This window comes from Nostoc sp. DSM 114160 (genome assembly GCF_053470305.1).
Genome location: NZ_JBPFGO010000003.1, coordinates 1 through 14,107 on the forward strand (window position 1 = coordinate 1; position 14,107 = coordinate 14,107).

A 14,107-nucleotide genomic window follows, 5' to 3' on the forward strand; every position below is an offset into this window, starting at 1 on the left:
GGGAAGGCGATCGCTCGCTCAATCGCGTTCCGTGATGGTGTGGAGCCTGCTCGACGAAAGCGCCAAGCTTGAAACCAGCGGGCTGCATCGGGTAATTGGGGATAGTTGCAGTAAGCACCAGGGTATTCCCGTATCCGAAGGATTGGTAGAGATGGAAGTGCCGACCGCCGGACAAATAGGTGTACTGCCTTAGCTCCCGATTCCAGCGCCACTCCTGCTGCATCGAAAGCTGAAGCCGCCCCACCCAGTACCGCCACAGTCTTACCGCGCAGTGCTTCAAAATCGATGGCATCGGCGGTATGTGCGTACAGCGTGCGTGGTAAGTCAGCCAGTACTGGAGGTATGTATGCACCACCAGTGCCAGCCACGCCATTTGCGAAGATAATTTTGCGCGTAGTTTCTACCTGTGGGACACCGTTTACCTCAAGGTGTAGGCGGAAGAAACCATCGGCTGGCTCAACCCGCACCAACTTCGTCCGGTAACGAACCTGGATACCGAGGAAGTGCCGATACCAACTGAGGTACTCAGCCCATGTCACTCGCCCAATGCGATCGATCGCCGCATAGGCTTCCGCACCGTGCCGCGCTTCGTACCAGGCTTGAAAGGATAATTCTGGGATGCCTAGTTCCGGGCCAGGCACATTTTTCGGCGTGCGGAGCTTTTCCATCCGCGCTCGTGTCAGCCACACGCCTGCATGAGCCTCGTCATCGGCTGCATCGATCGCCGTCACGCGACCGATGCCAGCACGCCGTAGCGCAAATACAAAGGCGCTACCGCTGCCGCTGCCACCGATTATAGTGACATTGCGATCGATGCCAGGGCGATCGGGTACCCAGTTTTCGGGATCGGGGCCGAGCAGGCGTAGTGCCTCGCGGGCAGCAAAATCGGAATCGGTCGTTGTTGTCATCTCGATCTCCTCAGATAGTGAAATGCGATTGTTTATTCGGGTCGAATCTATCTCACATCCTGACGACCAAAGAGGGGAAAGGGGAAAGGGAAAGGGAAAGGGGGAAAGGGGAAGGGGGAAAGAGTTTTTAAACATAGAGAAGGAAAAAAGATGTATTTCCAGATACGTAGTAAGAGGAATACAGCCTCATAGTATTAAGCCCGTAACTTTAGTTATGGGGTTCCCTTTACCCTTTACCCTTTAACCTTTACCCTTTTCCCTTCATCTTTAAATCCTTTTGGACTTCAAATCTGTGCCATACCACCATCGACAAACAACTCGATGCCGTTGACAAAGCTGCTGTCATCTGAAGCCAGAAAAACAACCGCTTTGGCAATCTCATCGGGTGTGCCGACTCGTCCTAATGGAATAGTGACAGCTTGGCTGTCCACAAATTCTTGCAACTGCTGGTCATTGAGTCCCAAACGATCGTAACCAGGAGTCGGAACCACACCAGGGCTAATGGCATTCACTCGGATCTTGCGTTCTCTGAGGTCGAGTATCCAATTCCGAGCAAACGATCTCACGGCGGCTTTGGAGGCGCTGTAAACACTGAATGCTGGCGTACCTTTTATAGAAGTAATCGAAGCATTCAGGATAATAGAAGCGCCCTCTGGCAACAGTGGCAGTGCCTTTTGTACGGTGAACAGCAAACCTTTGACGTTTACGTTGAATGTTTTGTCAAAATGTTCCTCAGCGATCGCTCCAAGTGGGGCAATTTCTCCACCGCCAGCATTAGCAAAGATGATATCGAGGTGTCCAAGCTCAAGCTTAATGGTGGCAAACAGGCGATCGAGGTCTGCCAGATTAGAAACATCGCTCTGCACAGCCGTAACATTTTTACCAATGGCTTCTACAGCAGCATCCAGTTCGGCTTGGCGACGACCCGTAATGTAAACATAGGCTCCTTCAGCAACAAACTGTTTGGCAGTGGCAAGACCGATACCACTGTTGCCACCCGTGACAAGGGCGATTTTTCCTTCTAATTTTTTCATTATGCGCGAATCCTCTGATTGTTGGGTTTAAAGCAGTCAGTTGCTTATGGAGAGCGGAGTCAGGAGGAAGAATAGTCAGCCCGTATTGGGGAGTAAGGGCGATCGTCTTTTGTATTTTAACTTAGTGCCATTCCTTACATCTCCTTTGATTGCTCTGCTTGATGATGCTGCTTGAGACTTACAACTAGGTCAGTCACTTGACGTTGAGCTTCTGCGCTCAGTGAGTCAAAGTCGTCTAAGAAGAACTGACGTTCTAGCGTTAACTTTCGGGTATTAAGTAACCCTTCGATCTGCCAACCTTCGTCGCCTTTCGTTACCACGTATAGCGGCAGCGAATCTCGTGACGATGAAGTTTCGGTTTGTCCGGGCAGTATTACCCCGATCGCTACGAGCATGAGCGCGAGTTGCGAGTTCACGAAGCGGACAAAATTTACCTCACCTTCCAGGCGTGTTCCTTTAACAACTGTGTCGAACGCTTGCTGATGAAATGCAGCGATTTCTTTTCGACCCTTAAGATGCGTGCCCTCGAACGTGATGAAATCGGCAGTTTTGCTGAACGGGGCAGCGAAGCCTTCGCCGCTACCTCGATTCCAAGCATCAATCATCTGGCGAGGGAAAGCACGGATTGCCGACTCGTCAGCAATAGTGGTGGTTTGAACTGTTTGTGAATTCATAGTTTTGAGTTTTCCTTTTAATTCAGAGGGTGTGGCGCAACGGGTGTGGGGTGTAGGGAACCCACGTTTAAAAGCATGGGATTGAAGCAATGACGCTGTATTTCTCGCGCAGCGCGAGAAATACATCTTTTTTTTAAACTGGGCTTGTGACCCAGAACTCAAGTTTTTTATTTCTACACCCCACACCCCACACCCTTTTCTTTGTGATAAACCAGTTCTCAAGCAGCATAGAGGGCTTTATTAGCAATGCTTTTTGAGGTACGCTCCGCTTTAATTAAATCTGCCGCTTTTTCGCCAATCATGATGGTCGGTGCGTTCGTATTTCCCGTGGTGATTGTTGGCATGATGGAAGCATCAACAACTCGCAATCCTTCAACCCCATGTACCCGCAACTTAGGATCGACCACTGCCATTCGGTCAATGCCCATTTTGCAAGTGCCAACCGGATGCCACACAGTGCTGCAAGTGTCTCGAATGTAAGCTTCCAGTGCTGCATCACTCTGAACGTGGGAACCCGGAGCAATCTCTTCACCATGAAAATTATCAAAGGCACTGGTCTGAAACAATTGCCGCATTAATTTAACTCCCTCAACCAACTTTTGCACATCAGCTTGACTTTGTAGATAATTCATCCGAATGGTTGGTGGTTCTTTGGGGTCAAGCGATAGCGAGGCGCTGCTGCCTCCGGCAGGACGCAAACTAACACTGCCAATATTTTGGAAACGGGTAAGAGAGACTGCACCTGTAAATCCAAAATCAGCAGGAGTATAACCAGGTGACAAGAATTGAATCGGGCCGAAGAAGAACTGCAAATCGGGTGCAACCTCCGCATTCTCCTTGCTATGCAAAAATAATCCGGCTTCGACTCCATTACTAGTGATGGCGGGGTGTATATCTTGAGTAACTTCTTGAACGACACAAGTGAGAATGTGATCCTGAAGGTTTTGACCGACACCCGGCAAATCTGCAATGACAGAAATTCCCATCGCTTGCAGATATTCTGCATCCCCAATACCAGAAAGCATTAGCAGTTTGGGCGAATCAAACGCACCCGCACTTAAAATCACTTCTTGGTTGACTCTAACCTGGTGGAGCGTACCTTCATGCAGATATTCCACTCCCACACAGCGAGTGCCTTCAAACACCAATCGCGTCGCCAATGCCCCTGTAATTACAGTCAAATTGGGACGATGGAGAATGGGTAGGAGAAAAGCAGAGGCAGCACTGTGCCGTTTACCATCCTTGACTGTCAATTGATAAAATCCTACCCCTTCTTGCTGTACACCATTAAAATCAGGATTGTAGCTGTATCCCATTGCCACACAGGCATCTACAAAGCGTTGAGAAATTACAGCAGGGGATATCAAATCGGTAACGCTCAACTCCCCATCAACCCCGTGAAATTCTGATGCGCCTCGCTGCTGGTGTTCCGATTTTTTGAAATAGGGCAAGACATCAAGGTACGACCAACCGGGATTTCCTGATTCCTGCCAGCGATCGTAATCGTGAGGATTGCCCCGGACATACATCATGAAATTAATCGAACTGCTGCCCCCTAAGACTTTGCCACGGGAACAAAACATTTTGCGGCCCTTCAGGTAGGGTTCCGGCTCAGAAAAGTAACCCCAGTCAACTTCAGAGCCTATTAGACTAAAGCATTGCGCCGGAATTTGAATTTCTGGTTTTGTAGCTGGGTTGCCCGCTTCGAGGAGTAATACGGTTGTGTCACAGTCTTCGGTTAGACGATTGGCAACCACACAACCAGCTGAACCTGCACCGATTACAATGTAGTCATAATTAGTCATATTCTCTTCCTCTGTTATCTACAATGGATAAATGGAGTCAAGAATGAACTGATCTAAAGAGCGATCGCTAAAATGCTGTTAGTTATTCATTTACAACACCCGATCTGCTGAATTTAACTCCGTACCAATGGTGTATCCACCAAATGCTCTGCCAGAAACCAAACTTGCGTCTCATTGGTTCGTAACACTTGACTCACCAACAAATCGTTAGTGCCGCTATCTTGATTTGCTGCTGTTTTATCGATCGCTACTCTCAATTCCTCAATAATCAGCTCGTGGGCTTCCAGTAAGCGCGACAACATCACGGGTACTTCCTCAACGCCGTTGGGCGGACGCTTAATTTTAGTGACTTCTGCTACATGACGCGGGTCAGCGATCGCCACGCCTCCCAGGGTTTGTACTCGTTCACCTAGTGCATCAATTAACTCAATTTGTTCGCTGGCGTGTTTGTCGAGCAACAGATGCAGTTGATAAAACGTATGTCCGCGCATCAACCAGTGATGTTTCTTGTAAAGGTGATAGAGAATAATCGTATCTGCCAAAATTTGATTGACTAAAACACAGCTTTCGCTGCGGGTACTAGTGTTGAGAACAATTGGCAAATCACGAAGAGTACCATACTGCTGAATTTCATATCCATGTTGATGCAGTAAGGGTTGACTGCGATCGACTTCAGTGATAGCTGTATTTTGAGTTGCCACGATCGAATCTCCTAGAGTCAATAATTAGGTATGTTCTATTTGTATGTATCGAGAAACTGCTTCTCTTAAAGATTGGGATTACTTTACAGAGCCGTACTTGCTGCTTCAATCACTTTGGCAACCTCTTTTGGATGAGAGATAAAAGGAACATGACTGGAGTTAACTTCGGTTGTCTTAGCACCAATCCGTTTAGCCATAAATCGTTGAAGTTCAGGGTTGATGGCGCGATCGCTTTGAGTCACGATAAACCAGGAAGGAATCGTTTTCCAGGCGATTTCATTCAATGATTGCTCAAAGGCTGCGCTGGCGATCGGCTTTTGGGTTGCTGCCATCACTCGCGCCTCAGCCTTTGATACGTCCTGGGCAAAAAATTCGTGAAACTTCTCGCGATCGACATAGAGAAAGTTTGCCGCATCAGACACGATCGCCGTACTAATCGGAGGTGCTGCGTACCTTTTATTGAGATCGCTCGTCTTTTCACCGATATCTGGTGCAAAAGCATTAACATAAACCAGAGCTTTCACCAGTGGATTGCCAGCTGCTGCACCCGTAATCACATTTCCAGCATAGGAATGTCCAACTACTACAACAGAACCTTTTTGATTATTAATCGCCCGCTTCGTCGTTGCCACATCATCAGCAAGCGAGGTGAGGGGAATCTGCACAGCAGTCACTCTGTAGCCATCCTGCTCTAACAATGGAATAACGTGTTGCCATGATGTACCGTCAGCATAAGCCCCATGAACGAGAACGATCGCAGGTTTAGAGTTGGACGCTTGAGGTAATTCCTTGGAGGTGGCTGGTGTTGAATGCATTGATATTCCAACAACAACACTTAATGCAAATAACCACAGCAACAATTTTTGAACTTTTTTCCATGTAAAAAGCATCATGGCGATCGCCTCTGTATTCTTACTAAATTGCTGAAATCTCTGATTCTTGTCGTTAATCATTTGCAGCAACAATGGCTGCCATTATCTGCTCAACAGTCCAGCGATTAAGATAGCGAATTCCATTAATAAATAAAGCGGGCGCGGCCTCCACTCCACTTCGCAGTCCACCTTCGATATCCGCATCGATCCGATCGACATACGTTCCTCTGGATAAATCCTGCAAAAATTGAGAAATATCAAGTCCTAAACGATTGGCGTACTCAACTAGATAGCCATTTCCCAACTCCTGTTGATGGATAAACAGCATCTCATGCATTTGCCAAAACTGCCCTTGAGCTGCTGCTGCTTCCGCAGCTTGCGCTGCTCGTCGAGCATGGGGATGAATCTGTACCTGAGGAAAATGACGAAAGATAAAACCTAAATTGTTTTCTCCAAACGAAACCTTCAATTGCTGTTGAGCAACTTTAATCAATCGATAGACGTTGGCACTTTGAAAACATTCATAATCTCCATACATGACGAAGACTACAGCAGCATTCAGTACACCTTGAATATGATCCTGGGTTGAAGGCAGAACGAATAAAGAAATATAATGATTGCGGTCGTAAGTCATGTTTCGGTTTGTATTAAGCAAACTTAAGCCTTACAACCCAACTGCGCTAACGTTGCTATGGATTTAATATAGACAATTGACCCTCTGTTGTCGTCCACTCTAGGTTGGCATTTTTATACAATCGAGTGATGGATTAACCCGTCCAGCTTCCAGTGGAAGGTTGTCTCCAACTTTAGTTGGAATTTGGATACCAACTTGAGTACAGCTTACAAACTGACAATTCCACGCTTAACAGCAGTAATCACGGCTTGTGTGCGATCGCTCACGCCCAGTTTGCTCAAAATCCGATTTACATGGGATTTGACGGTACTTTCACCAATATTCAAAACAGTGCCAATTTCTTGATTACCCTTTCCTTGTGCCATCAAACGCAGCACTTCCAACTCTCGTTCGCTGAGTTCTGGATTGCTCATTCGCTGCAATAATTTTGCGCCCACTTCTGGCGGAATGTATTTCTGGCCATTATGAATGGCGCGAATCGCATTTAAAAGCTCGCTAGGTTTAGCATCTTTCAGCAGATAGCCTTGAGCGCCTGCCTGCAAGCCGCGATAGATGTCTTCATCGCCATCGTAGGTTGTAAGTACCGCGATTCGAGCCTGCTTAAATTCAGCACAAATCGCCATAATGGCTTCCACCCCTCCCATTTTGGGCATTCGTAAATCCATTAGCGTGACATCAGGTTGGTATTCTCGAAACGCAGCGATCGCCTGTTGCCCATCTTCAGCTTGAGCGATAACTGTCATTTCTGGATCGCGGTTAATGATGGTTGCTAGACCTTTTCTGACTATGGCATGGTCGTCAACAATCAGCACCTTAATCTTAGTGGTGTGGGTGGTGGGTGGTGGGGTGTGGGGTGTGGGGTGTGGAGAAGTCAATTGTCTATCCCCCTTTGAAGGCTTTGACGCAGACGATTCAGTAAGCGTCCTGTACTGTCACATAAACTCATTAATTCAGTAATGTCATCAATGTAATTCAAATTATTTGCAAGAATAAGCAAGGTTTCCAACTCTTTGAGGCTTCCATTGGCGATACCGAGGAACTGAAGATACTCCTTACGATGATTCCGTCCATATCCTTCAGCAATATTGGCAGGCACAGAAACACAGGCTCTACGAATCTGCGAAGTTAATCCATAGATTTCATGCTTTGGCATTACCTCTGTTACCTGATAAACCTGCTTTGCTAATCGCATCGATACTTTCCAAACCTCCAGATCGCGGTAACTCTCCAACTTACTCACACCCCACAACGCCACATCCTCTACTTGGGGAGACCCCAAGACCGGAGTGGCTCCCCCACACCCTACACCCTACACCCCAATTATCACCATAATTTCTGTTCCTTGACCTGGTTGGCTTTGAATTGTTAGTTGTGCACCAATGCGCTCTGCCCGTTCGCTCATTCCTAATAAGCCAAACCCACCGTTCAAAGGAGTGCTACCTACTCCAAAGCCCCTGCCATCGTCTTTAACCCGTAAGATACACTGTGTTTCGTTATACGCCAACTCAACCCGAATTTCGCCAGCACAAGCGTATTTAATCGCATTGGTTAATGCTTCCTGCCCAATTCTGAGTAAGTTATTCTCCACTTCGGTTGGTAAGGAATAGGCTATACCTTGAGTTTCGCAAATCAGAGCCGTGTCGGTCGTTGCTCGCATTTGAGCCACAATCCGATGCAAGGCACTCTCTAAATTACCTTCTTCTAGTAGCCGCGGACGCAGTGCTGCTACGGATCGCCTTGCCCCTGCCAGCCCAGCGCGTGCTAGTTCCTCAATCATTTCTAGATGTACTTGGGTTGCTTGGGGGTCATCTGCCAGCACTTGTGTTGCTGCTCCAACCTGAAGCAGAATACCTGTGAAAGATTGAGCTAATGTATCATGAATTTCTCGCGCCATTCGGTTACGTTCTTCTAAGATAGAAGTGTGTTCGGCTCGCTTACGATCGCTAATGTCTGTCATGAGACTGTAGAAACCTCTTACCTGAGCATTGTCATCGAAATCAGGAATAAAGGTGGCGCTGATGCACCGCTTATCATCCGGAAAAGGGATTTCTGCTTCTAGAGGGACAGTTTGCCCTGCAAACACCCGATCAATATACGGCTCAACCCGTTGATAAACCGCCTCACCAAGCAGTTGACGAACAGGGTTGCCCAAAATTTGATCGCGGCTACGTTTAAACCAGACCTCATAGGTATGGTTGATGAATTGATAACAGCGATTGGCATCGACGTAGCTAATCAGAACGGGTAGAGCGTCGGCAATCAGTCGTAATTCCTGCTCCTGTAAGCGAAGTTCCTCGTAGACACCGCGTAGCTCTGCTTCGTTTGCCTGCAATGCTGTCGTTCGTTGGGCAACTTGTTGCTCTAGGGTGCGATTGTATTCTGCTAAAAGCTTCTCTGCTTGTTTGCGTTCGGTGATGTCTTGAAAGGCTGCGATCGCATACAGAATGTTGCCAGACTCATCAAAAATTGGAGTTCCCCAACTTTCGATTGGAATGATGCGATTCCCCTGGTGAATTTCGATATCATCCACACTGCCCTGTTCGCCGTTTAGTGCTCGCCTAATCATCAGTTGTTCGGTTGGGTAGAGGCGATCGGTTCCTGCCACATAGAGTTGATAGACCTCTGCAATTTGCTCTGGGGTGACAGACGGCAGCACGCTCTTGCCCAAGAGTTGGATTGCCTTCTGATTCGCGTAATAAGGGCGACCTGTTGCGTCCATAACCACAATTCCTACCGGAACAGACTCTAAAATTTTCTGGAGGCGGGTTTCACTTTGGGCGAGGGTCTGGTTTAAAGACTGCATTTTGGCAAATGCGATTTGAAGCTGCTGTGCCATCTGGTTGAATGATCGAGCCAGTTCGCCCAAATCGCCCGATCGCTCAATTTCTAACGTCTGCTTCCATTCGCCGCGAGTCAGTGCCTTTGCCGATTGACTAACGTTGACGATCGGTTCAGTAATCCAGCGGGCAGTCAAAATGCAGATAATCATGCCAAGCAACAAAGTTACAACGCAAAGTAGAATAGTTGCGTGAATGTCTTGATTAATTTGCGCCATGAAATCTGATTCGGGCAATACTGTGATAATTAGCCAGTTTAGCCCGCGAATATCCTGGAATGGCATGACCTGAACCAACTGCCGCTTGCCGTCCAGGTTAAAGTCAAGCTGTTCCGCAGACTGGATCTGCTGCAAATCGCCAAAATGGTCGCGCAAATAGGCAGCAGTGGCTCGCACAGTGGGATTGTGGCTCTTAATTGCAAGCAACTGAGTAGAATTAGCCTCGCTACTCATAATCGCCTCTGCGGTTGAGGTCGCAACCAGTCGTCCCGATCGCTCTACAATAAAGGCGATGCCTGTCTTGCCGATTTGCAGGCTTGCCAAAAAACGGCTCATCTCATTAGGCAGAAATACATCGGTGGCACAGACTCCCAACAGCGATCGATCGGCAGTGCTATAGACAGGCGTACTGGCGGTGATCGTTGGCAACTGGCTAGCAAAGTCGGCATAGATTCCACTCCAGATTGGTTCGCCTGCCGTCACTGCTGCTTTATACCAAGGACGAACCCGCGCATCGAAGGCTTTGTTGCCTTGACTGATTAACTGGCCTCGCTGACCATTGCGATCGAGGCTGTAGCCGTAGAGTTTACGATTTGTAGCAACATTACTCGACCGCAGTTCAATTGAGCGATCGGCAGGGCTACGTCGCACTCCTAGAAGAGAACCTTTGCGATCGCCACAGTAGATATCACTCACCATTGGATAAATCTGAATTTGCTGCCAGAGTGGAAACTCACCTTTGACTGCGCTAGGGTCAATTTTTCCCTGAGCGAAGGTGCTGGCATTGAGCCGATTGATGTTATGGGGTATCTCGGTATAGGTTTGTAGTTTGCCTTCGATCCGGTTCGTCAGTTCGCGCCGCAGTTGACTGGCGAGATCGTTGATGGCTTCCTGTCTATTTTTGAAGGAAAAATACCCCACTAAGCCGACTGTCACCAAAGTTTGCAGCACAAACGGCACAATCAAAACCGTCTGCAATGGCACCGTTCTGGAAACTTGAGCTACAACTTGCTTGAGAAGACTGCTCATCAATCAGACTCCTCATTTACGGCAGTTCGCGCGCGTTAGTCCATTGACGAAAATACTAATGGTTTGCCAACCCAAAAATGCTGGGTGAGGGCGGGGTAAAGGGCAAGGGGTAAAGGGTAAGGGATTTAAAACCTTTCCCCTTTTTCCTTTCCCCTTTCCCCCGCCAAGTGAACTTGGCGAACTACTAGCCATGAGCAGCTCCAACGATCGCAATAAGTAGCGGTTCAAGCTCTAAAGCGTTTCTATAACGCACACCATTGATAAATAAAGCTGGAGTGCTAATTACCCCACTATGCATTCCGCTGGCAATGTCTCTATTGATGCGATCGACATGCACTTTTTGGGCAATGTCTCGAATAAACTGAGTTACATCAAGCCCTAAATTGTCAGCGTATTCTGCTAAATACCCATCTTCTAGCTTTTGCTGATGCTTCAATAACATCTCGTGCATCTGCCAAAACTGCCCTTGTGTTGCTGCTGCTTCTGTCGCTGCTGCTGCCTTTTGAGCTTGAGGATGGATTTGAGGTTGAGGAAAATGTCGGAATACAAAGCATAGAGAATCTCTCCCGAATAAGGTCGCCTCAAGCTGGCGTTGAATTGCCTGAATTGAGGTATAAAGTTCGCTACATTGGGAACACTGATAATCCCCATACTCAACAAGCACAACGCGAGCATTCAACGATCCTTGTCGATGGTCTTGCTCAGAAGGAAGTACAACTAATTGATTGCGCTCTGCTTCGCAGTTACCGCAAGAGGCGCCGGGTGTGTCGTCAGGAATAACATCGCCCATTCTAAACCCTCATTTTAAATCTTTGAGGAAAAGAGATTCATCGCGTGCGCTCTGAAATTTCTTTCCTTCAAGCCTATAATCGTTTGTATGAATTTAATGTATGAGACTTGCTTAGGCTTGTCGTCAATTCAGGGTCTGTATTTTAATCAACAAAATGATTGAGGATGAGTCAATTTGAGGGAGTAGAACGAATCAAACTCAGGATTGATTGCCTTACAGAAGAAGCAGAGGGGCAGGGGGAGCAAGAGAAAGTCTCAAAGCCGTGGAGCGAAGCGGAACATGGGTATCAAGCCATTGGTGTCAAGTTAAGAAAAATGGATGGTTGTCAAGAGTGGGCAAATCAATGGTAAAAGTCAACATAGGGGTGTTGAAAAAGCCATGAGTAAACCACGCAAAAAACAAGGGAATCCAGATTTTCGCCATCGAGTCAGCGTACCAGCCCCAGCAAGTGTTGAGATAGAATCACGTCTGTTTGAACTAATTAGTCCAGGTACATTTACAAACCTCAAAGGGGTCAAAGACAAAGAACGGAGCCTGCGTTCACGAATACTGAAGAAAGCCAGTAATGGCAGCAATCGTGTTGAGTCTAGTGTATCGACAAGTGCAACATCTCACGGATGTATTGCGATCGCTAGAAATAGAAGGATTAATGTGGGTAGAAGCAACGAAAGTCAGTAAACAAGCGTTGTCTCAAAGACTCAATAGTTTACCTGCTCATTTATTTGCACTAGTTTTTGAGCAAGTGATAGAGCGTTTATCAGCGAAAAGAAGCGCAAGAGAATTAGCCCCAGCCTGGTCATTAGTAGTACAGAGATTTCCTGCCATCTGGATTGGGGATGCCTCAACACTCGAAGCGATGAAAAAACATTTTGGACAACTGCAAGAAAAAACAGGCACGGTATTAGCCGGAAAGATGCTGATTGATGGTTGTAGAAGCTTTCACTCACACTCCTGTAGCAATTTGGTATGATGCTGATGCCAAAATCAATGAGACTCGTTGGTGGCTTTCACTGTTAGAACGTTTACCTGATGGTGGCTTACTGATAGTAGACATGGGATTTTATGGTTTTGAGTGGTTTGATTCTCTGACTGTTGCTGGCAAGTACGTACTCACACGCCAAAAGGAAAAGGTGAGATATCGGGTTACACGTGTACTTTCTCAAGGTTCTCACTACAAAGACGAAATTATTCACATGGGATTAAATCATACTCACCCTTGCCACCATCCCATGCGCCTAGTTTCCGTATTGTGGGGTCAGACTTGGTATCATTATTTGACTAACGTTCTTGACCCACAACAACTTTCAGCACAAGAAGTTTGTGAACTATACCGCCGACGTTGGCGAATTGAAGACGCATTTTTATTGACTAAGCGTTTGTTAGGTTTATCCTATCTCTGGGTCGGTGGCACTAATGGTGTAGAGATGCAAATATACGCTACTTGGATTTTCTACGCCCTCCTCAACGACTTGTGTGCTGATGTAGCAATCGCTTTACAACAACCTTTGGAACGCATTTCTGTGGAAATGGTGTTTCGCAGTTTATATTTTTTTCACCGCGCACTTTTGCTTAACCCTGAGTTAAAACTTATTCCTTGGCTTGTCGAACATTATCGTTCGATGGGCTTGGTTAAAGCCGTCCGTCAACGCCACCGACGAACGGCTGCTCGCTCTCTTGACATCTGGGCTGATGCCTTAACTTGACACCAATGGTATCAAGCCCACCCTTCTTGGCACTCTTACCGGGGCAAAGTACAAGCTCCGTCTCAGTTTTCCCCCTTGCCTCCTGCTCCCCTGCCTCTTTTGACAGACTAAAATATGATGGTTAATATCATGTCCGCCTAATTAGTTATGATTCCCGCATCTGTGCAAAAACCAGGAAAACCTCTTTCCCCCTGCTCCCTGCCCCCTGCGGTCTTAATAATAAGTCTTTAACTGGACATGATATAACCCAGGCAGAAGTACATCTTTGCTTTCATAAGCTAGCAATTCCACGTTTCAACGCAATAATGGCTGCCTGGGTGCGATCTTTGACATCTAGTTTGCTTAAAATTCGGTTGATATGAGTCTTCACTGTACTTTCACTAATATTGAGAGCAGTGCTAATTTCCTGGTTGCTCATGCCCTGTCCGACTAACTGGAGAACTTCTAACTCACGATCGCTCAGTTCTGGAGCAGTCATCCGTTGGACTAGCTTGGCAGCCACGTTGGGGGGAATATACTGTTGTCCCCTGGTCACTGTCCGAATTGCTGTCAATAGTTCCTCTGGCTCAGAATCCTTCAGTAAATACCCCTTTGCCCCGGCTCGCAATCCTTGATAAATCTCTTCATCGGTGTCATACGTGGTCAGCACAATAATTCGGGCATTGGGAAACTGATTGCAAATAACTGTAATCGCCTGAACACCTCCCATCTCAGGCATCCGTAAATCCATCAAAGTCACATCAGGTTGCTGTTGCTGAAAAACTGCGATCGCCTCATACCCATTTCGCCCCTGACCAACAATGACAATATCTGGAGCCTCCTCTAACATTCCGATCAAACCCTGGCGGACAACAGGATGATCGTCCACAACCAGAACGCGAATGCTACCGGGCTGATTCATA

The 14,107-nt window shown here is 47.2% G+C and carries 13 protein-coding genes and 1 pseudogene; 2 read left to right on the forward strand and 12 right to left on the reverse strand.

All coding sequences use genetic code 11. The annotated features are described in order from the left end of the window. The 11 genes from NSTCB13_RS25325 to NSTCB13_RS25375 form a co-directional block, all read right to left on the reverse strand. Nucleotides 1–908, reverse strand: a 908-nt coding sequence (locus NSTCB13_RS25325; protein WP_448274218.1) for an NAD(P)-binding domain-containing protein, incomplete at its 3' end; no start/stop codon positions are given. Nucleotides 909–1,192: 284 nt separating this feature from the next. Then, nucleotides 1,193–1,942 (reverse strand): SDR family oxidoreductase, encoded by a 750-nt coding sequence (locus NSTCB13_RS25330; protein WP_448274219.1) that lies wholly within the window; start codon nt 1,940–1,942, stop codon nt 1,193–1,195. 134 nt (nt 1,943–2,076) lie between these two features. Further along, nucleotides 2,077–2,616: an SgcJ/EcaC family oxidoreductase gene (locus NSTCB13_RS25335; RefSeq protein WP_448274220.1), complete on the reverse strand. Its 540-nt coding sequence runs from the start codon at nt 2,614–2,616 to the stop codon at nt 2,077–2,079. Nucleotides 2,617–2,834: 218 nt separating this feature from the next. Further along, entirely contained in the window at nt 2,835–4,421 is a 1,587-nt protein-coding gene (locus NSTCB13_RS25340) for a GMC family oxidoreductase (RefSeq protein WP_448274221.1), read from the reverse strand. Nucleotides 4,422–4,534: 113 nt separating this feature from the next. Then, the gene (locus tag NSTCB13_RS25345; RefSeq protein ID WP_448274222.1) at nt 4,535–5,122 is read right to left on the reverse strand and encodes a Dps family protein; all 588 of its coding nucleotides are present in this window, start codon (nt 5,120–5,122) and stop codon (nt 4,535–4,537) included. A gap of 83 nt (nt 5,123–5,205) precedes the next feature. Then, nucleotides 5,206–6,075 (reverse strand): alpha/beta fold hydrolase, encoded by an 870-nt coding sequence (locus tag NSTCB13_RS25350; protein WP_448274223.1) that lies wholly within the window; start codon nt 6,073–6,075, stop codon nt 5,206–5,208. Further along, the gene (locus NSTCB13_RS25355; RefSeq protein WP_448274224.1) at nt 6,068–6,628 is read right to left on the reverse strand and encodes a DsbA family protein; all 561 of its coding nucleotides are present in this window, start codon (nt 6,626–6,628) and stop codon (nt 6,068–6,070) included. Before NSTCB13_RS25355 ends, NSTCB13_RS25350 begins: the two co-directional genes overlap by 8 nt. Nucleotides 6,629–6,834: 206 nt before the next feature. Then, the gene (locus tag NSTCB13_RS25360) at nt 6,835–7,503 is read right to left on the reverse strand and encodes a response regulator (protein ID WP_448274225.1); all 669 of its coding nucleotides are present in this window, start codon (nt 7,501–7,503) and stop codon (nt 6,835–6,837) included. Continuing rightward, a complete protein-coding gene (locus NSTCB13_RS25365; RefSeq protein WP_448274226.1) occupies nt 7,500–7,907 on the reverse strand; it encodes a four helix bundle protein in 408 nt (135 codons plus the stop codon). Before NSTCB13_RS25365 ends, NSTCB13_RS25360 begins: the two co-directional genes overlap by 4 nt. 30 nt (nt 7,908–7,937) lie before the next feature. Beyond that, nucleotides 7,938–10,712, reverse strand: coding sequence for a PAS domain-containing protein (locus NSTCB13_RS25370; protein WP_448274227.1), 2,775 nt, complete (start codon nt 10,710–10,712; stop codon nt 7,938–7,940). A 184-nt stretch (nt 10,713–10,896) separates the two neighbouring features. After that, complete coding sequence (locus tag NSTCB13_RS25375; RefSeq protein WP_448274228.1) at nt 10,897–11,502, reverse strand: DsbA family protein; 606 nt, start codon at nt 11,500–11,502, stop codon at nt 10,897–10,899. Nucleotides 11,503–11,666: 164 nt separating this feature from the next. Between NSTCB13_RS25375 and NSTCB13_RS25380 the strand changes: the two genes are divergently transcribed. Both NSTCB13_RS25380 and NSTCB13_RS25385 read left to right on the forward strand, forming a co-directional pair. Next, entirely contained in the window at nt 11,667–11,852 is a 186-nt protein-coding gene (locus NSTCB13_RS25380) for a hypothetical protein (RefSeq protein ID WP_448274229.1), read from the forward strand. A gap of 28 nt (nt 11,853–11,880) precedes the next feature. Then, nucleotides 11,881–13,205: pseudogene (locus NSTCB13_RS25385) on the forward strand (IS4 family transposase). 271 nt (nt 13,206–13,476) lie between these two features. Here the strand turns inward: NSTCB13_RS25385 and NSTCB13_RS25390 are convergent. Continuing rightward, nucleotides 13,477–14,106, reverse strand: a complete 630-nt coding sequence (locus NSTCB13_RS25390; protein WP_448274230.1) for a response regulator — start codon at nt 14,104–14,106, stop codon at nt 13,477–13,479. Between the last annotated feature and the right edge of the window lies 1 nt (nt 14,107).